16 protein-coding genes are annotated in these 18,483 nt (G+C 62.4%); 7 read left to right on the forward strand and 9 right to left on the reverse strand.

The annotated features are described in order from the left end of the window. Positions 1 to 3 precede the first annotated feature (3 nt). On the reverse strand, positions 4 to 1,320 hold the full coding sequence (locus tag APH34_RS20850; RefSeq protein ID WP_054902780.1) for an MFS transporter: 1,317 nt from the start codon (positions 1,318 to 1,320) through the stop codon (positions 4 to 6). A 242-nt stretch (positions 1,321 to 1,562) separates the two neighbouring features. Between APH34_RS20850 and APH34_RS20855 the strand changes: the two genes are divergently transcribed. Both APH34_RS20855 and APH34_RS20860 read left to right on the forward strand, forming a co-directional pair. Further along, the gene (locus APH34_RS20855) at positions 1,563 to 2,432 is read left to right on the forward strand and encodes a LysR substrate-binding domain-containing protein (protein ID WP_054902781.1); all 870 of its coding nucleotides are present in this window, start codon (positions 1,563 to 1,565) and stop codon (positions 2,430 to 2,432) included. Positions 2,433 to 2,484: 52 nt separating this feature from the next. Then, positions 2,485 to 2,850 (forward strand): DUF2784 domain-containing protein, encoded by a 366-nt coding sequence (locus tag APH34_RS20860; protein WP_054902782.1) that lies wholly within the window; start codon positions 2,485 to 2,487, stop codon positions 2,848 to 2,850. Here APH34_RS20860 and tam read toward each other — a convergent pair. Together tam and APH34_RS20870 are read right to left on the reverse strand one after the other, a co-directional pair. Next, positions 2,847 to 3,623, reverse strand: a complete 777-nt coding sequence (tam, locus tag APH34_RS20865) for a trans-aconitate 2-methyltransferase (protein WP_054902783.1) — start codon at positions 3,621 to 3,623, stop codon at positions 2,847 to 2,849. The two genes, APH34_RS20860 and tam, sit on opposite strands and share 4 nt — an antisense overlap. A 320-nt stretch (positions 3,624 to 3,943) precedes the next feature. Further along, a complete protein-coding gene (locus APH34_RS20870; RefSeq protein ID WP_054902784.1) occupies positions 3,944 to 5,353 on the reverse strand; it encodes an amino acid permease in 1,410 nt (469 codons plus the stop codon). A gap of 325 nt (positions 5,354 to 5,678) precedes the next feature. Between APH34_RS20870 and APH34_RS20875 the strand changes: the two genes are divergently transcribed. Both APH34_RS20875 and APH34_RS20880 read left to right on the forward strand, forming a co-directional pair. Then, a complete protein-coding gene (locus APH34_RS20875; RefSeq protein ID WP_054902785.1) occupies positions 5,679 to 7,103 on the forward strand; it encodes a PLP-dependent aminotransferase family protein in 1,425 nt (474 codons plus the stop codon). 113 nt (positions 7,104 to 7,216) lie between these two features. Further along, positions 7,217 to 7,408 (forward strand): hypothetical protein, encoded by a 192-nt coding sequence (locus APH34_RS20880; RefSeq protein ID WP_054902786.1) that lies wholly within the window; start codon positions 7,217 to 7,219, stop codon positions 7,406 to 7,408. A gap of 108 nt (positions 7,409 to 7,516) precedes the next feature. Here the strand turns inward: APH34_RS20880 and APH34_RS20885 are convergent, their stop codons facing one another. From APH34_RS20885 to APH34_RS20895, 3 genes are read right to left on the reverse strand one after another with little or no spacing between them, the layout of a single operon-like run. Further along, positions 7,517 to 8,539, reverse strand: a complete 1,023-nt coding sequence (locus tag APH34_RS20885) for a histone deacetylase family protein (protein ID WP_054902787.1) — start codon at positions 8,537 to 8,539, stop codon at positions 7,517 to 7,519. Continuing rightward, the gene (locus APH34_RS20890; RefSeq protein WP_054902788.1) at positions 8,539 to 9,780 is read right to left on the reverse strand and encodes a Zn-dependent hydrolase; all 1,242 of its coding nucleotides are present in this window, start codon (positions 9,778 to 9,780) and stop codon (positions 8,539 to 8,541) included. Before APH34_RS20890 ends, APH34_RS20885 begins: the two co-directional genes overlap by 1 nt. A 31-nt stretch (positions 9,781 to 9,811) precedes the next feature. Next, positions 9,812 to 11,116 (reverse strand): MFS transporter, encoded by a 1,305-nt coding sequence (locus tag APH34_RS20895; protein ID WP_054902789.1) that lies wholly within the window; start codon positions 11,114 to 11,116, stop codon positions 9,812 to 9,814. Between the two features lie 154 nt (positions 11,117 to 11,270). Here APH34_RS20895 and APH34_RS20900 point away from each other — a divergent pair, with 154 nt between their 5' ends. Then, positions 11,271 to 12,179, forward strand: coding sequence for a LysR family transcriptional regulator (locus APH34_RS20900; protein WP_054902790.1), 909 nt, complete (start codon positions 11,271 to 11,273; stop codon positions 12,177 to 12,179). A 53-nt stretch (positions 12,180 to 12,232) separates the two neighbouring features. Here the strand turns inward: APH34_RS20900 and APH34_RS20905 are convergent, their stop codons facing one another. Continuing rightward, positions 12,233 to 14,269 (reverse strand): NADH:flavin oxidoreductase, encoded by a 2,037-nt coding sequence (locus tag APH34_RS20905; protein ID WP_054902791.1) that lies wholly within the window; start codon positions 14,267 to 14,269, stop codon positions 12,233 to 12,235. Between the two features lie 126 nt (positions 14,270 to 14,395). On the opposite strand from APH34_RS20905, the gene APH34_RS20910 reads away from it, so the two are divergent. Then, positions 14,396 to 15,037: a TetR/AcrR family transcriptional regulator gene (locus APH34_RS20910; RefSeq protein WP_054902792.1), complete on the forward strand. Its 642-nt coding sequence runs from the start codon at positions 14,396 to 14,398 to the stop codon at positions 15,035 to 15,037. 24 nt (positions 15,038 to 15,061) lie between these two features. Here APH34_RS20910 and APH34_RS20915 read toward each other — a convergent pair whose 3' ends face one another. Both APH34_RS20915 and APH34_RS20920 read right to left on the reverse strand, forming a co-directional pair. Further along, positions 15,062 to 15,955: a PA4780 family RIO1-like protein kinase gene (locus APH34_RS20915; protein ID WP_054902793.1), complete on the reverse strand. Its 894-nt coding sequence runs from the start codon at positions 15,953 to 15,955 to the stop codon at positions 15,062 to 15,064. 225 nt (positions 15,956 to 16,180) lie between these two features. Beyond that, entirely contained in the window at positions 16,181 to 16,753 is a 573-nt protein-coding gene (locus APH34_RS20920) for a TetR/AcrR family transcriptional regulator (RefSeq protein ID WP_156358102.1), read from the reverse strand. Between the two features lie 351 nt (positions 16,754 to 17,104). On the opposite strand from APH34_RS20920, the gene APH34_RS20925 reads away from it, so the two are divergent. Further along, positions 17,105 to 18,483 (forward strand): DUF1302 domain-containing protein (locus APH34_RS20925; protein WP_054902795.1); only part of this gene is annotated, 1,379 nt, incomplete at its 3' end.

Below are 18,483 nucleotides of genomic sequence, written 5' to 3' on the forward strand. Positions count from 1 at the left end.
CCTTTAGGTACGCAGTGGCTTGATCGCCATGCTGGTATTGGGTGCCACATCATTGGCCTGGGCTACGCTGGCCGGGCGGCTGTTCCAGTGCGGCAACAGCACCAAGGCCGAGAACAGGGCGCAGCCGGCAAACACGATGAACACCGTGACGCTGTCGAAGTAGCCAGGCAGCAGGCCGCCCAGCACCGCGCCCACCGAGCCGCAGCCGTTGACAAAACCGGCCGCCGTCGCGCCAGCCTTGGCCGTACCGAAATCGATGGCCGCCGCGCCGCTGATCATCGAGTCCGGCCCGTACAAGGTCAGGCCCATGACGAACAACAGGCCTACCACCAGGCTGATGCTGCCGCTGTGCATGGCCGCCATGAACGCCGCCAGGGTCACCGTCAGCAACACCAGGCTGATCACACAGGCCGGCATGCGCCGGGCACCGAACAGTTTGTCCGACGCCAGCCCGATCATGATCGGGCCTAGCAACCCGGCCAGTTCAAAGGCCGTGGGAATGATGGCTGCGCCAACCTTGCCCACCGAAGGCATCTGCTCGAAGACGATCACCGGGCCCCACAGCAAGATGGCGTAGCGCGCCGGCTTGAGCAGAAAGTACGCCAGCCCCAGGGTCAGTACGGTGCGGTTGCGCAGGATCTCGCGCAGCGGTGCCCACACACTGCACAGGTGGCTGCCTGGCGCCATGCTCTGGGGCTCGGGCTCTACCGCCGGCAGGCCGACATCTTCGGGTTTGTTGCGCTGCAGAAAGAAGAACAGCACCGCCACCGCTGCCACCACTGCCGCACTGGAGAAGAACGCTGCGTGCCAGGTACCGACCAGGGTGTAGGCCCACCAGCCGGCGAACGGCGAGGCCACCAGACCACCGAAGGCATAGCAGGAGCTCCACAGGCCCAACACGCGGCCACGCTGCGAGGCGGGGAAAAAGCTGCCGATGTTCTTGCACAACCCGGCCCAGCCAGTGGATTGCGCCAGGCCTTGGACAAGCATGCAGGTAGCGAAGATCGGGAAGGTTGCATAACTGCCCATAACCACCGCCGCTGCCGCCGAAATCAGCAGACCGCCGAGCACCACCACACGCGGGCCGAAGCGGTCGGCGAGCATGCCCCACGTGAACTGGCCCACGGCGTAGGCGGCCAGGTAGATGGCGTCAAGGTTGGCCATGGCGGCCTTGTCGAGCATGAATGTCGGGTCTTCACCAATGCCGAGCTTGGCCACGGAGAAGGCCTTGCGGGTGAAGTAGAAGGCGGCGTAGGCCAGCCAGGTGATAGCAAAAATCTGAATGCGCCAGCGTTTGAACGCGGCTAGGGATTGGTTCATGGTGAGTCTGACCTCTTGTTCAAGTGTGCCGGCAGAATGTGAAGAAACGCCTGTCTTGTTGTTGTGTTGCGCACTGCATGACGTGGCTCGTCATCTGGTCAGATGGCGCAGGAACGTGCGCCATGGCCCGGCGGCCGCTTAGGGGGGCGTGGGGTTGCAGAACATGGAAACAGCTGGTGACTGATAAATAAAATCGATTTATCGTATTTCACACATAAGCTCAGCTTGTTACTGGAGTCGACATGTCGGTGTCCCACGCTCAACTCAAGGCCTTTCACGCGGTGGCCGTGCACGGCAGCTTCACCCGCGCCGCGCAAAAGCTGTTCCTCACCCAACCGGCGGTGTCCGATCAGGTGCGCAAGCTCGAGGAGCGCTTTGGCGTGTTGCTGTTTCACCGCAACAAGCGCTCAGTCCAACTGACCGACCTGGGCGAGCGCCTGCTGGGCATCAGCCAGCGCCTGTTCGCCTGCGAGGCCGAAGCCCACGAACTGCTGCAGGACTCCCGCGCACTGCACACCGGCAGCCTGGTGCTGGCGGTGGATGCCCCGGTCCACGTGCTGCCGCAGGTCGCGCGCTTCTGCCAGCGATATCCCGGCATCCAGGTGAAGGTGGAAACGGGCAACACCGACGAGTTCCTGGCCAGGCTGTTCAGCTATCAGGCCGACCTGGCGCTGCTGGGTCGCGATGTCGACGATGAGCGGCTGTATTGCGTGCCCCTGCGCCGCGACCCGATGGTGGCGTTCGTCTCGCACAACCACCCGTGGGCCAGCCGTGGTTCGATCAACCTGGCCGACCTGGACGACACGCCGCTGGTGCTACGTGAACCGGGCTCGGTGACACGGCAGACGCTGGAAGAAGAGATGCAGCGCGCCGGGTTGCGGATTCGCCCGGCGATCCAGGTCGAAGGCCGGGAAGCGGCGCGCGAGGCCGTGGTGGTGGGGATTGGCGTTGGGGTGGTGTCGGCGGCCGAGTTTGGTGCGGACGCACGGGTATGTGCATTGCCGATCGTCGACTGCCAGCGGCATTTGACCGAAACATTGGTGTGCCTGAGCGAACAGCGGACGCGGCGGGTGGTGGCGACCTTCTTGCAGGTGGTGCAGGAAGCGATGTAGCGGCGCACGGCAGTACAACTATTCTGGTTCTACCCACCATCAAGAGGCAGCCATGCTCTTTCGCCTAGCCGCCGACACCCTGGTCCTGCTGCACCTGGGCTTCATCCTGCTGGTACTGTTCGGCGGCCTGCTGGTGCTCAAATGGCGCGCCGCCCTGCTCGTCCACCTCCCCGCCCTGGCCTGGGGCCTGGCGGTGGAGGGGCTGCACCTGCAATGCCCGCTGACCGACTGGGAAAATCGCATGCGCGAGGGCGCCGGCGATGCCGGCTATCACGGTGGTTTCGTCGAGCATTACCTCTGGCCGCTGATCTACCCCGCCGGGTTGACCCCACAGATCCAGCTGCTACTGGCCACCCTGGTGCTGCTGCTCAACCTCGGCGTCTACGGTTACGTGATCTGGCGCTGGCGCCACCGCTAGCGGGTGGCAACCACAAACAGCCGCGGGAACGGCAGCAGCACCTTGCCGTCGCTGGCCGGCGGATAGTCGCGCTGCATGGCCTGCAGGTACATCTGCAGGAAGTCCGCCTGCTCCTGCTCGTCCAGCTTTGCCAGATAGGGGCGCAGCGCCGACCCCTTGAACCATTCCACCACCGCCTCGGCGCCGCCCGGCAGCGGGTGATGGTAGGTGGTGCGCCACACATCCACCCGGGCGCACAACGGGCTGAGCAGGTCGTAGTAGAACGCGGCATTGTGCCGGGGCGGCAAGCTGAAGTCGGCGAACTTGTCCGCCCAGCGTCCACGGCTGGCGACCTCCCGCAGTTGGCGGTGGGCGGGCTCGTCAAGGTTGTCCGGGGTCTGTACGGCCAGGCTGCCGCCTTCGCTCAACTGGCGCACCAGGTGCGGGTAGAGCGAACCGTGATCGGGCACCCATTGCAGCGAGGCGTTGGCCAGGATCAGGTCCTGCGGTTCGGGCGCGGCCCAGCTGGCGATGTCGGCGATTTCGCAGCGCACACGCGGGACCCGCAAGCGCTGCCGCTCGCGGGCCTTTTCGATCATGTCGGGGTCGCTGTCCAGTGCCGTCACCTGGGCATCCCCATGGCGCTGCAACAACACCTCGGTGGAGTTGCCGGGGCCGCAGCCCAGGTCGGTGGCATGGCGCACCGGGCGCGGCGGCACGGCGGTCAGCAGGTCACGCACAGCGCGGGTGCGCTCGTCTTCGAACAGGGAATACTGAGTGGCAGACCAGGCCATGGGGGCCTCCTTTGGGCGGACAGTGTGCACAGCATAAGCCATGTGCCAGCCCTTAGGGCCGCTTTGCCACCTTCAGAAATCCCCAGGTGGCAGTGCCCGGTACGGCCCGGCAGCCTATGCTTGAGGTCTGACCCGACACGCGCATGCCCATGAAAACATTCCTCACCCTCGCCATCCTGGCGCTGATCGCTGCCGCCGCCCTCCTCGGCTCACCGTGGATGAACGGACGCTTCCATATGCCTGCGGACCAAACCCCGGCCCAACAACGCGAAACGGCCGGGTCCCCAAGGGAGCCGGCCGTTTCGAACCACCACTAGCGCTTAGTGCTGCCTGGCGCTGCGGATCTGATGCACCACACCCATGGCCACCACGATGGCGGCGGCAATACCGGTGGAGATCACCAGGATCTGGTAGTCAGGCATGAAGGCCATGGTCACCAGGGCGGCGATGATGAAGGCAATCACCAGGTAGGTCAGCCAAGGGAACAGCCACATCTTAAGGCGCACTTCCTTGCCTTCGGCGATCAGCTTGCGGCGCATGCGAAGTTGCGAGAAGGCGATCACCAGGTACACCAGCAAGGCGATCATGCCGGTGGTGTTCATCAGGGTTTCCAGTACGTCTTTCGGGCGCAGGGTCTCGCTGAAGTTGATCAGCGCGCAGACCACGGCCACGGCGCAGGAACCGATGATCGCGTAGACCGGTACGCCAGTGCCAGCGCGGGTGATCTTGAAGAACGATGGCGCGTCGCCACGCTGGGCGAGGGAGAACAGCATGCGCGAGGCCGTGTAGTGGCCCGAGATCAGGCAGCTGCTCACCGAGGTCAACACCACGAAGTTCATCAGCAGCTCGGCGTGCGGTACGCCCAGCAATTCCAGGGTGCGGCGGTAGGCGCCATAGCCGGAAACGCCCAGTTGCGGGTCGTTCCACGGTACCAGGCAGACGATCAGGAAGATCGAACCGACGTAGAACAGGCACACACGCCATACCACCGAGTTGGTGGCCTTGACGATCTGGGTGGCCGGGTCCTTGGCTTCAGAGGCGGCGATGGTGACGATTTCAGCGCCCAGGAAAGCGAACATCACCCCAAGCAACGCACCGATCACCGTCGTGATGCCATTGGGCATGAAGCCTTCGGCGGTCAGGTGGGTCATGCCACGCACTTCACCGTACTGCCAGATGTTCATCACCGCGGCGGTACACACCACCAGGAAGCAGATGATCGCCACCACTTTGATCAGCGCGAACCAGAACTCGAATTCACCGTAATGCTTGACGTTGAAGAAGTTCACGGTGATCAGCAACAGGGTCGTGGCCAGCACGAACACGTTGACGCTCACATCAGGGAAGAAGCCATGCAGGATCTTGCCCGCCACATAGGCTTCCCAGGCCATGAGGATGACCCAGTACCACCAGTACAGCCAGCCAATGGTGAAGCCGGCCCAACGGCCAATGGCGCGGTCAGCGTAAGTGGAGAACGAGCCGGTGTCGGGCGAGGATGTCGCCATTTCACCGAGCATGCGCATGATCAATACCACCAGGATGCCGCCTGCCAGGTAGGCCAGGACAGCGGCCGGGCCGGCGCTGTGGATCACGCTGCCGGAACCGACGAACAAGGCGCCGCCGATAACCCCGGCGATCGACATCATCGTCAGGTGGCGCGACTTGAGCGAGGCACTGAGTTTGCTCTCGTGCCCGCTTTTCGCGGTGGTGGTTGTGGATGTTGCGTCCATCAGTTGTGTACCCCGTGCTTCTTTTTATCCAAGGAAAACTGTGAGTCCGCGATGGTCATCGGCTCACCTGTACATCAGTGCTAATGCGGGCAGGAGGTGTGCAAATACACACGCAGGCCTTCCGTGGCGGCCTGCTGACGCGCCCCAGGGTTTGCCCCAGGGGCGAACTGAACATGCTTTATGTGGCGATATCTGACACCTAATGTAAAAATGTCCGCCACAGAGAGCCATGCACAGTGGCATGAATCTCGCACTGCACTGTACAGGCCGCCAATGCAATACACCTTGCCGGCGCCTAGCGTTACGCACCCCTCAAGGCACCCGAATGCTCGAATTACACCCAGACTCCTCGACGCCGTTGGTCAACCAGATCATCGACGGGCTGCGCGAGCTGATCGACAACCAGACCCTCAAGCCAGGCGCCAAAGTCCCTTCAATTCGCGCCTTTGCCGCCACCTATTCGGTCAGTACCTTCACCGTGGTGGAAGCGTACGACCGGCTGGTGGCCCAAGGCCTGTTGGTGAGCAAGGGCAATGCCGGGTTCTTCGTCAATCGCGCGGTGGCCGAGTTGCTGGACAACCACAGCAGCGAAGCTGACGCCAGTCGACCATCGTTCAACTCCGAATGGTACCTGCAGCAGATCTTCGAAACCCGCCAACTGCCGTTCAAACCGGGGTGTGGCTGGCTGCCTAACGACTGGATGTACGAAGACGGGCTGCGTCGCGGCCTGCGCCAGGTGGCCGGCAGCCCGCTGGAGCTGTCGGGCTATGGCGACCCCATGGGCCTGCCGGAGCTGCGTGCACTGACCGCGCAGAACCTGCAGCAGGAATTGTCGATCGTGGCCAACCCGGCGCAACTGATGCTGACCCACGGCGCCAGCCAGGCCTTGGACCTTGCCGTGCGCACCCTGGTGCGGCCCGGTGACGTGGTGCTGGTGGACGACCCCGGCTACCCCAACCTGATGAGCATCCTGCGCACCCAGGGCGCCACCCTCATCGGTGTGCCGCGCACACCAACGGGCTATGACCTCAACCACCTGGAACACCTGCTGGCGCATCACCGCCCTACGGCCTTTTTCACCCAGCCACACCTGCACAGCCCGACCTGCTCGCGCACGCCCCTGCCCCAACTGCACCGGCTGCTGCAACTGGCCAGCCAGCACAGCTTGCGCCTGGTGGAAAATAACCTGTACGCCGACATGGTCGCCGAGCCACAACCGTGCCTGGCCAGCCTCGATCACCTGCAGCAAGTGGTGTACGTGGGCAGCTACTCCAAGAGCATCTCGCCCAACGTACGGGTCGGCTACCTGCTGGCTAACCCGGAGCTTTCGCAACAGCTGTTGCACCTGAAGATGCGCTCGGGCCTGACCACCTCGCAGGTAATGGAGCGCGTGGTGTACGCCGCGATCATCGACGGCCGCTGGCGCAAGCACCTCAAGCGCCTGCGCCAGCGCCTGGCGGAGGCGCACCAGGAAGTCGGCCGCCACCTGCACCGGCTGGGTTTCGAGCTGTTCATCGAGTCGGACGAAGGCATGTACATCTGGACCCGCCACCCGGCGATTCCCGACAGCGCGGCGCTGCTGGATGATGCACTGGAGAAAGGCATCATGCTTGGGCCTGGGCAGTTGTTCATGGTCGATGCCAAGCCGACCGGGTGGATGCGGTTCAATGTGGCGTTCAGTACCGACCCGGCGATGTGGGAGCTGCTGGAGAAAGTGCTGGTGAAGCATGTACGGCGTGCCAGCCTGTAGGCACCACACGGTTGACCTAGGACACCCGTACTATTGAGGCCGTAGGGCGTAGGCCCCTAGATTGTCCCTGCGCTGCGCAGGCGCGCATTGCATGGACAAATCAGGAGACAAGCATGTTCAAGACACCAACACCTCAGGACACAACCAACACCGATACCCTTCAAGTGCTGAGCGACACAGACCTCGACAACGTCTCGGGCGGCGTGTTCTGGGAAATGGGCATGGAGTGGGCGAATGATCCGTTCGTGCGCCTTGAATACCCTGGCATCAGCTGGCCCAAAGGCGGCGCCCAGTGGTGGGCGTAACAGCACCAACAGCTGCGGGGCGCTGAGCGCCTCGTCTGTTCCGGCCCTTTCGCGGGGCACGCCCGCGAAAGGGCCGGCAGCGACAACGCCATTATCGGCCCCTGCCCCCTACCGCCAGTCCGCCTTATCGGCGAAGAACGCTTGCGCATTCGCTTCCAGGCTCTGCAGGTGGTACCCACCCTCCTGCACGATCACGCACGGCAACCGCAACGCCCGAATCCGCTCACCCAACGCCGCGAACCCTTCGGTGGTCACCGCCACCTTGCTCTGTGGGTCCAGCGTGTAGATGTCGAACCCCAGCGACAACACCAGCACCTGGGCAGCAAAGTCCTTCACTGCAGCCAGTGCGACCTCCAGCTGGGCCATGAACTCCGCCTCGCTAGCGCCATGGGCCATCGGCAGGTTGAGGTTATAGCCCATCCCCGCGCCGCTGCCGCGCTCATCCGCGAAGCCTGCAACGGCTGGGTAGAAGTTGGTCGGGTCGCCATGGGTCGACACGTACAGCACATCGTTGCGCTCGTAGAAGATCTCCTGAATGCCCTGCCCATGGTGCATGTCGGTGTCGAGGATCGCCACGCGGCTGTAGCGGCTGCGCAGAACCTGGGCGGCGACAGCGGCGTTGTTGATGTAGCAGAAGCCACCGGCGGCATCGAAGCGCGCATGGTGCCCCGGTGGGCGGCACAGGGCATAGGCGGCGGGCTCGCCATCGAGGATTGCCTTGGCCGCTGCCACAGCGCTCTGCGCCGACCAGTAGGCCGAGTGCCAGGTGTGTTCGCCTACCGGGCAGCTGCCATCGGCCAGATAGCGCCCGGCCTGGGCGAGGATGCCGCGCAGGGCGTTGGGCTCGCGCACGAAGATGTTCGACATGACCTCGTCGCCCCAGTCCTCGGGCACCTCCTTCCAGCGTGCATGGGCTTCTTCGAGGAATGCCAGGTAGGCCTCGCCATGTACCGCCTTGAGCGGATCCAGGCCGGCATCCTCGGGTTGGCGCATGTCGAAGCCTAGCCCCTTGGCCGCCTGCAGCAGGCGCTGGGCGCGCTCGGGGACTTCCTGGGGGGTGCGCATGGCGCCGCGCGAGTAGTAGCTGCGTGGGTGGTGCAGCAACTGTTCAGGGTGAAAGTAGCAACGCATCAGGCTTCTCCTTGTTCTACACGGCCAGCACGGGCCAGCACGGCGTTAAGCAGCACGTCAGCACCCTGGCGGGCATCCTCGGGCAGCACGTCTTCCGCCTCGTTGTGGCTCAGGCCACCGACACAGGGGATGAAGACCATGGCCGTGGGGCAGTAACGGGCCAACAGAATGGCGTCGTGGCCGGCGCCACTGACGATCGACTGCTGGGTATAGCCCAGGCCATCGACCGCCTGCTGCACGGCAGCCACGCAGTCGGCGTCGAACGGGGTCGCCGGGCTGACCCAATGGCGCACGATGCGTACCTGCAAGCCCCGTTGCGCAGCGATGGCCTGCAGCGTGAGCCCAAGCTCACGTTCCATCGCCTCGATGGCGTCATCACGGTGATGACGCAGGTCGACGGTGAAGCGCAGCACGCCTGGGATGGTGTTGCGCGAGGATTTGGCAATCGACAGTTCACCCACCGTGGTCAGGCCTTCGGGGGCGAAATCGGCAGCCAGTTGCTCCACCGCCTGGATCATCCTTGCGGCGCCATACAGGGCGTCCTTGCGCAGCGGCATCGGCGTGGTGCCGGCGTGGGCGGCCATGCCTTCGACCGTTACGTCGAGCCAGCGTATGGCCTGGCCGCCACTGACCACGCCAATGCATTTGGCGTTGTCTTCAAGGATGGGGCCTTGCTCGATATGCGCCTCGAAGTAGGCATCGACCTTACCGCCCAGTGGGCGTTGCCCTGCGTAACCGGTGCGCTGCAGCTCATCGGCCACGCTGATGCCATCGGCATCGCGGATGGCCAGCGCCTGCTCAAGGGCCAGGGTGCCGGTGAACACCGCCGAGCCGAACATGGCCGGGGTGAAGCGTGCGCCCTCCTCGTTGGTCCACACTGCAATTTCCAGCGGTTTGCGGGTCTGGATGTTCAGGTCATTGAGGCGACGTACCACCTCCAGGCCTGCCAACACGCCGTAGACGCCATCGAAGCGGCCGCCTTCAGGTTGGGTATCGAGGTGGCTGCCCATCATCACCGGGGCGGCATCCGGGTCCGAGCCCAGGCGGCGGGCGAACAGGTTGCCGATGGCATCCACCGTCAGGCTCAGCCCCGCCTCGCGGCACCAGTGGCTGAACAGTTCGCGGCCGGCCTTGTCCTCGTCGCTCAGGGCCAGCCGGCAGCTGCCGCCGCGGGCGGTGGCACCGACCTCAGCCATGGCCATCAGGCTCGCCCACAGGCGTTCGCCATTGCTCTTCAACATGTGCGGGTACTCCAAAAACAAAGCGGTTGAATCAGGCCAGCTCAAGGCGCTGGCTAAGGGCGTACTGGCGCGCCAGGGCAAGCACGCAAACCAGCGAAAGGGTGGCGATCACGGTGTAGAACACCGCCATCGGCCACCACTGACCGGTGAAGGTATGGGCCAGCCATGTCCCGATCAGTGGCGTCAGGCCACCGGCGATGGCGCCGCACACCTGGTAGGCCAGGGAAATGGCGGTGTAGCGCACGCGGGTTTCGAACATCCCGCTGACGTAACCGGCAATCACGGCGTAGAACGACGCCATGCAGGCCGCTGCCAGTGCGATGCCGAGCACGATCAGCGGGCCTTGGCCTGAGCTGACCAGCACGAACATCGGGTAGGGCGAGGCCATGGCCAACACTGCAACCAGGGCCAAGAAACGCGTGGCACCGATCTTTTCCGACAACCACGCAGCCATCGGCTGAACGCAGAACTGGATGATCGCCACGAAGAACAGGCATTCAAGGATCAGCGAACGCTCCAGATGCAGTTGCTGGGTGGTGTAGCTGATCATGAAGGTATTGGTGAAATAGACCCCGGCGATGCCCAAGGTATTGGCACCGATGCACAGCAGCAGCGGGCGCCAGGCGGTACGCAGTACTTCCAGTACCGGGGCCTGCTCCTTGTGCTTGGCCTTCGCGGCCTGCTCACGGCTGGCAATGAATTCAGGCGACTCATTGACCCCCAGGCGGATCGCCAGGCCCACCAGCAGCAACAAGGCGCTGGCCAGGAACGGCACGCGCCAACCCCAGTTCATCAGGTCTTCCTCGGGCAGGCGGGTGACAGCGCCGAACGCCAGCAGCGAAAGGATCAACCCGGCCGGGCTGCCCAGCTGGGCGAACGAGGCGAAGAAATTGCGTCGGCCTTTGGGCGCATGCTCGCCGGCCATCAGCACTGCCCCACCCCATTCGCCCCCCACGGCGATGCCCTGGATCACCCGCAGGATGATCAGCAGCACCGGCGCGGTGGCTCCGATTTGCGCATAGGTCGGCAGCAGGCCGATGCACACGGTGACGATGCCCATCATCAGCAGGGTGATGACCAGCGATTTCTTGCGGCCGATACGGTCACCCACATGGCCGAAGACGATGCCACCCAGCGGCCGGGCGAAGAAGCCCACGGCGAAGGTGCCGAACGCGGCCATGGTGCTGAACAGGCTGTTGTCGGAAGGGAAGAACAACGCACCGAACACCAGCGCGGCGGCGGTGGCGTAGATGTAGAAGTCGTACCACTCGATCATGGTGCCAATGAACGCGGCCGCGGCGGCACGGCGCGGCTGGGGCGAAGCGGTGGGCTTCATGGGGGGCTCCTTTGCTTGTTTTTCTGGCAGGAGTTGATAGGTCACGGTGGCGCTCTGCTGGCGCTTGAGTGCGATTTATCGTCCCAGGGCTATGATTAGTCAATTTTCTATTTATTATTTGCACTATTAGCCATGCTTATCATAGAGCCCTGACATGTCCGACCGCCTGCTCAACGATCGCCTCGACTGGAACCTGCTGCGCACCTTTCGCATCATCGGCCAGGAGCTGTCCATCAGCCGCGCGGCAGCGCGCCTGCACCTGACCCAGCCGGCGGTGAGCCAGGCACTCAAGCGCCTCGAGGAACAGCTTGGCCGCCAGTTGATCGCCCGCCGCGGGCCACGCTTCGTACTCACCGACATGGGCGAGCAACTGTTCCAACTGGCGGGAGAGGTGTACGGGCAGATGTCGCAGATCGGCGGCCTGCTGGAACAGCCCGGGGACGCGTTGGTGGGCAAGGTCCGGCTACTGATGATCAGCCGGATCGTCAGCGAACGTTTCGATGCCTTTCTTGCCGATTTCCACCGCCAGCACCCGCGGGTGGACGTGGAAATCGATGTGATGCGCAGCTCGGATATCGTCGCTGCCTTGCAGGAAAAAACTGCCACCGCAGGGCTGAGCCTCAACCGTCGTGCGCAGCCGCGCCTGGAGCAGCGGTTGTTCCTGCGCCAGCGCTATGCGTTTTTCTGCGGCAAGCACCACGCCCTGTTCGGCCAGGCGGAAGGCGACCTGCAGCGGGAGAATTTCGTCAGTTTTACCAGTGACCAGATTGGCGGCATGCTTTCACCGCTGACCATCTTCCGTGACCAGCAGGGGTTTTCCGGGCGGATCGTGGCGTCTTCGCCAAGCCTTGAAGAGGTGCGCCGCCTGGTGATTGCCGGCTTTGGCATCGGTTGCCTGCCAGAGCACGTGGTGGCGGCCGATGTGGCAGCGGGGCTGCTGTGGAAGCTACCGCCCCAGGAGGGAATCGCCGATGTGGACATCCACCTGCTGTGGAACAGGGAACAGCGCCTGAGCCGGGCGGAAGCGGTGTTCATCGAGGCGCTACAAGCCAGCCTCGACTGAAGGGAGGAGGATGCCCCTCCCCCGTGCGATCAGCCTTCCAGCGCCGAAGAGGTTCAGAGGTCTTTCACCAGACGCAACGCGTCATAAATGGCGGCATGGGTGTTGCGTGAGGCTACCGCGTCGCCAATGCGAAACAACTGGAAGCGCCCCTCGTCGCGGCGCGTGACAGCCTGCGGGCGGCCGGCAATCAGGTCCAGGTACTGCACCGCGCCTTCATTGCTCGACAGCGGGACCAGTTGAAAATACAGCTCGTCCAGTGGCCGGGTGCCGTGGTTGACCACCACCTGATCGAACAGGCGGGTCTGGCGCAGCTCGCTGTAGTCGGTGCCGATGGTCGCCAGCAAACCGCCATCAGTCCGGGCCACGGCCTTCAGCCGCCAGGTCACGGTAAACGTTGTGTCCAGCTGTTGCAGTGCCCGCATGTAAGGCACCAGGTTCATGCCCATGACCTCGGGCGAGAACGCCCGGTCGGGGGTCATGATTTCGGTGCGTGCCCCACTTTGCGCGATGAACTCTGCAGCCTGCAGCGCGGCATGATCACCGGCATCGTCGTACACCAGCACATTGCGCCCAGGCTTGACGTCGCCAGCGATGATGTCCCAGCTCGACACCACCAGCTCGTTGCCTTGCTCCAGCACGTCGATGTGCGGTAGGCCGCCGGTGGCGACAATGACCACATCAGGGGCCTGGTCAAGGATGATCTGGCGGTCGGCCCAGACGTTGTAGTGGAAGGTCACCCCCAGCCGTTCACACTGGGCCAGGCGCCAGTCGACGATGCTGATCATTTCCTTGCGCCGTGGCGATTGCGCGGTCAGGCGGATTTGCCCACCGGCCTTGTCGGCCACCTCGTAGACCACCACTTCATGGCCCCGCTCGCCCGCCACCCGCGCCGCCTCGAGGCCCGCAGGGCCGGCACCGATGATGACCACCTTGCGCCGCTGCGCCGCCTTGGGTATCAGGTGCGGCATGGTCGTTTCACGGCCAGTGGCCGCATTGTGGATGCAGTAGGCAGCACCGCCGTTGTAGATGCGGTCCAGGCAGTAGTTGGCGCCGACGCAAGGGCGGATGTCGTCTTCGCGGCCTTCGATGATCTTGCGCACGATGTGCGGGTCGGTCATGTGCGCGCGGGTCATGCCGACCATGTCCACCAGGCCGGCGGCAATGGCATGGCGAGCAGTGGCGACGTCCGGGATCTTTGCCGCATGGAAGGTCGGGAAGCCCGTCAGCGCACGGATCTCCCCGGCAAAGTCCAGGTGCGGTGCATTGCGCATGCCCTGGACCGGGATGATATCGGTAAGCCCGGCGTCAGTGGCGATGTTGCCGCGGATCACGTTGAGGAAGTCGATCATGCCGCTGTGCTTCAGCCGTTGCGAAATCTGCATCCCCTCCTCCCGGGTCAGGCCGCCGGCCAGCGCTTCGTCGCCGGTGTAGCGGATGCCGACGATGAACCGGTCACCGACCCGCTGGCGGATGGCCGCAAGCACTTCGAAGGTGAAACGCAGACGGTTTTCCAGGGAGCCACCGTAGATGTCCTGCAGTTCGTTGGTCAGTGGCGACCAGAACTGGTCCATCAGGTGCCCGTAAGCCTCCAGCTCGATACCGTCGAGCCCGGCGGCCTGCATGCGCTCGGCGGCATCGGCGTAGTCCTTGATGATGCGTTCGATGTCCCAGATTTCCAGGCGTTTGGGGAAGGCCCGGTGCGCCGGTTCCTGGTTGTGCGACGGCGACACGACGGGCAACCAGTCCCCCTTGTCCCACCGCGTGCGTCGCCCCAGGTGGGTGAGCTGAATCATCACCGCCGCGCCGTGCTCGTGGCATGCGTCGGTCAGGTCCTTCATCCAGCCGACCACTTCGTCCTTGTAGGCCAACACGTTGTTGAACGCCGGTGGGCTGTCACGCGAGATGGCGGCCGACCCTGCCGTCATGGTCAGGGCAACACCTGCCTTGGCCCGTTCCACGTGATAGGCACGGTACAGGTGCTTGGGCATGCCGTCTTCGGCGTAAGCGGGCTCGTGGGAGGTGGTGATGATGCGGTTGCGCAAGGTGAGGTGCTTGAGTGCATACGGCTGAAGCAACGGATCATTGGACATGGTCGTTCTCGCGTTCAGGTCATCAGGCAAAATCGACATTAGCCCCCATGTACACCAGTGTCAATAAAATAGACAGTGGTGTACATGGCGCTTGCCAGCCCCCCGTGGATACGGAACAATGCGGCCATGAACATGACCTCGAACACCCCGGAAAACGCCGCCCGCGGCTCGATCGAGAGCTGGCTCAACGCAGCGTTCGAAACCCTCAAGGAATCGGGGGTGGATGCGGTGCGGGTGATGCCCCTGGCCAAGAAGCTCAACCTCGCCCGCACCAGTTTCTACTGGTATTTCGAAGACCGCGAAGCGTTGCTCTTGGCGTTGATCGAGCAATGGAAGCACAAGAACACGCGTAACCTGGTGAACCAGTCACAGGCGTATGCGGCCACCATTACCGAAGCAATTCTCAATGTGTTCGATTGCTGGCTGAACGATGCATTGTTCGATTCGCAGTGCGAGTTCGCCATGCGCAGCTGGGCGCTGCAGTCGCAGCAGGTGGCCGAGGAAATCAAGCACGCCGACAGCCTGCGCATCGACGCGCTGAAGCAGATGTTCGACCGTTTCGGCTTCAGCGACGACGCCGCAACGACCCGCGCCCGTTCGATCTACCTGACCCAGATTGGCTACATCAGCATGAAAACCGATGAGCCGCTGGCCCAGCGCATGCGCTTCATCCCCGAGTATCTGCGGGTGTTTACCGGCGAAGAACCGACCGCGCAGGAGCTGGAGCGCTTCTACCAGCGCAACGACTTCGGGCCGTCAGCGGACTGACTGACCGCCAGCAGCGGCCCGCAATCACTGCAGCCAAGGGGGTGGAGGCTCTTCGGTCTTGGTTGGCCCATGCTCCGCTTCAGCCCGCGCGGCACGGCGACGGGCATCGTCCAGGCGGGCGGCGTCGATCTCACGCATCACCCCGCCCACGTCCGCGACATGCTCATCATCCTCGAACTCGCCACTCAGTGGGCTGTCCGGCCGCAGCTCCCCGGCTTCGTACAGCGCCCACATTTCCTGGGCGTAGCGGGTGTCTTTCAACTCCGGGGCGAAGCGCCCGAAGTAGTGCGCCATGTTCGCCACATCACGCTGCAGCATGCTGTAGGCATGGTTGTTACCCGCCGCATCCACTGCCTGCGGCAGGTCGATGATGACCGGGCCGTCGGGGCCCAGCAGCACGTTGAACTCGGACAGGTCGCCATGCACCAGCCCGGCACAGAGCATCAGCACAATCTGGCGGATGACGAACGCGTGGTATTCACGTGCCTCTTGCGCCTCCAGGTGCACATCGTTAAGCCGCGGTGCAGCATCACCATCGGCGTCGGTGACCAGTTCCATCAGCAGCACGCCGTCCTGGAAGTCGTACGGCTTGGGCACCCGCACGCCGGCACCGGCCAGGCGGAACAACGCCGCCACTTCGGCGTTCTGCCAGGCATCCTCGGCTTCTTTGCGCCCGTACTTGCTGCCCTTGGCCATGGCCCGGGCCTGACGGCTGTTGCGGACCTTGCGGCCCTCCTGGTACTCGGCGGCCTGGCGGAAACTGCGCTTGTTGGCCTCTTTGTAGACCTTGGCGCAGCGTACCTGGGCGCCGCAACGCACCACGTAGACGGCTGCTTCCTTGCCGCTCATCAAGGGTCGCAGCACTTCGTCGACCAGTCCGTCTTCAATCAGCGGTTCGATTCGTTTTGGCGTCTTCATCAGGCTAGTGTTCGGGGTCCTGTCGGGGCTTATGGCTAAGAAGGCGGACATCCTCTCACAGGCGGGTGCGTCTTGCTTGGTTGTCTGCTCAGGGGGCAACCCGGCGTTGCAACCCCTACCGGACGGTGACAGCCAGTATTGACCTAGCAGTGCAGGTGCGTAGATGACTGAGTTGGCCAAATGCGCACATTACGCCACTGCCTCAACGGTAGGGATAATAAGCAGTTAAACAGCAGGCGGCTTACAGATTAAGTCCAGCATTTCCAGAGCTGAACATTCAACTAAGTCACTGTCGCCTGTGGTGATCAAGTCAAGGTGATATCCCCTGGTGGCCGCCAGCACCAGACGTGCTCTTACAGTTGCGACGCTAGCGGGAAAGCCGACCTTCTCGAAAAGAGCGGCGACAGCTGCTGCCCAGGGCGTGACTACACCCTGCAGAAAATCAGCGCAGTCTTCTTTATGACGCAGGGCATAGCTGTATATCTCGAAATGCAGTTGGTAAAACGGTAAAAATTCGGGTGACGTATACCGTTGCCATATCGATGCGAAAAACCGCCTGAGATCCTCGGGTGTATTGACCTCTGCAGTTTTTTCATCGAAAAAAAGTCTCTCGGACTGCCGCACGTGATTTATAACGGCGGACCAGAGGCCTTCCTGGCTGCCGAAATGATAGATCAGCATGCGATGGCTGACTCCGCTTGTTTCTGCGATGGCGCGCAGTGAACGGAACGCGAAGCCATTTGCCAAGGCATCTTCCATTATCTTCTTTAGCACATCTATGGGTGGGCGTTTAATCATGGCCGTCCCGGACTCCTGCCCTGCGTTATTCAATATGCCCTCGTTCAGCGCCTTAAGCAGGATGCCGAGCGCCAATACGTGGCGCTGAGTATATCAGAACTCTCAACCAGAACACCCGCCTACGCAGCCCGTGCAACCCAATAAAAAACACTTGCAAATCAATAGGATATAAAATATTTGACGAAACAGGGAGGATGTGTATAGCATTGATGTACCGAATGGTACGCACTTCAAGCGTGCAATAACCACTCGATGAGCTAGGCGCTATTCAATCAAAAATAACAATGGTGCTATATGAAAACTCCCTCGGGCATCGAACCTAGACGTGCTTCACATAGAAATGCGCTGGCAATGGCAGTCAACGCTACCGTCCTGCTGGGCGTGCCCTGCTTGGGCTCCACCCCGGTATTCGGCATGGACCTCTCGCCGCCTGATAGTGATTTCACATTTCGCCTCGACACCACTGTTTCATATGGACGCATCTGGCGGGTACAGGGGCAAGCTCATCATAATGATGCCTTCAACCAAAATGATGGGAACAGAAACTTCAATACCGGGCTCGCATCCGAAGTTTATAAACTAACTTCCGATGTGGACCTGAAGTACAAAAACTATGGTGCTTTCGTTCGTGGCACGGCTTTCTATGACACGCAGATCATGGATAAACGCAACGACTATGAGGATAACAATACGCCCGCTCAGCCGAGCCAGAACTACCCCAAGAATTCCAGCTTTACAAAAGCGGCACGGGATAAGGCTGGCAGTGATGCGCAAATCCTGGATGCCTATGTATATGGCAACTGGGACGTGGGGGGGCACGCCGTTTCGTCGCGCCTTGGTCGTCAAGTATTCAACTGGGGCGAAGGGTTGTTCTACAGGGGCGGGATAAACACGACCAACCCTGTTGACGTTGCAAAACTCAGACTGCCAGGCGCCGAAGTCAAGGAGGTTCTGGTGCCGTTGGAGGCGCTATCGTTCACTGTAAATCTGACCGAAAATCTAAGTACGGAAGCCTTTTACCAGTGGAACTGGAAAGAATCGTCTTATGATCCCGCTGGCACACTGTTCTCAGAATCCGACCTGTTTGTACCCGGGAGTCACACCGCATACGCCAATAACGCGAGCCTGGCGAACCCCGCATTTCTCAATACCTACCGACAGCTTTCAGCGTTGGGGGTAGGTGGCCTGCAAGGAACAGAATATCTAGACAGCAACGGAAATTTCAAGGTTGCCTCCGTTGGCCGTGATATCAATGCCAAAGACGATGGACAGTTCGGGGTTTCATTTCGTTATCTTGCAGAAGCCCTCAACGCGACGGAGTTCGGCTTTTACTTTGTGAACTACCACGCCAAAGATCCCACTATCGCCTCCTCTATCAACAGTACCCATCTGAGCCTAGATAGCTTGGCCTCCCTGGCCACCCGTGGCGCTGTTAGTTCCTACCCCTCATTGGTCAGCGCGGCGACCACCTCTCCAGTCGCCGCCCAGGCGTTGGGATTGATCAACGGCGCGTCAGTTGTGGAACTGGGCAACCTGACCACGGCGCGGCGGGAGTTCCCCGAGAACATCCGCATGTTCGGCCTCAGCTTCAACACCTCCGTTGCGGACGCATCGGTTTTTGGTGAGCTTTCCTACAGACCTAACCTTCCTATCGGCAGAGCCGCACTCAACGACACGGTCTTTGACGCCTTCAGTCAAAGCACGCAGATACTCCAAGGGCAAACAGTCAA

Origin of the sequence: Pseudomonas sp. NBRC 111131 (genome assembly GCF_001320525.1) — a bacterium.
GTDB lineage: Bacteria > Pseudomonadota > Gammaproteobacteria > Pseudomonadales > Pseudomonadaceae > Aquipseudomonas > Aquipseudomonas ceruminis.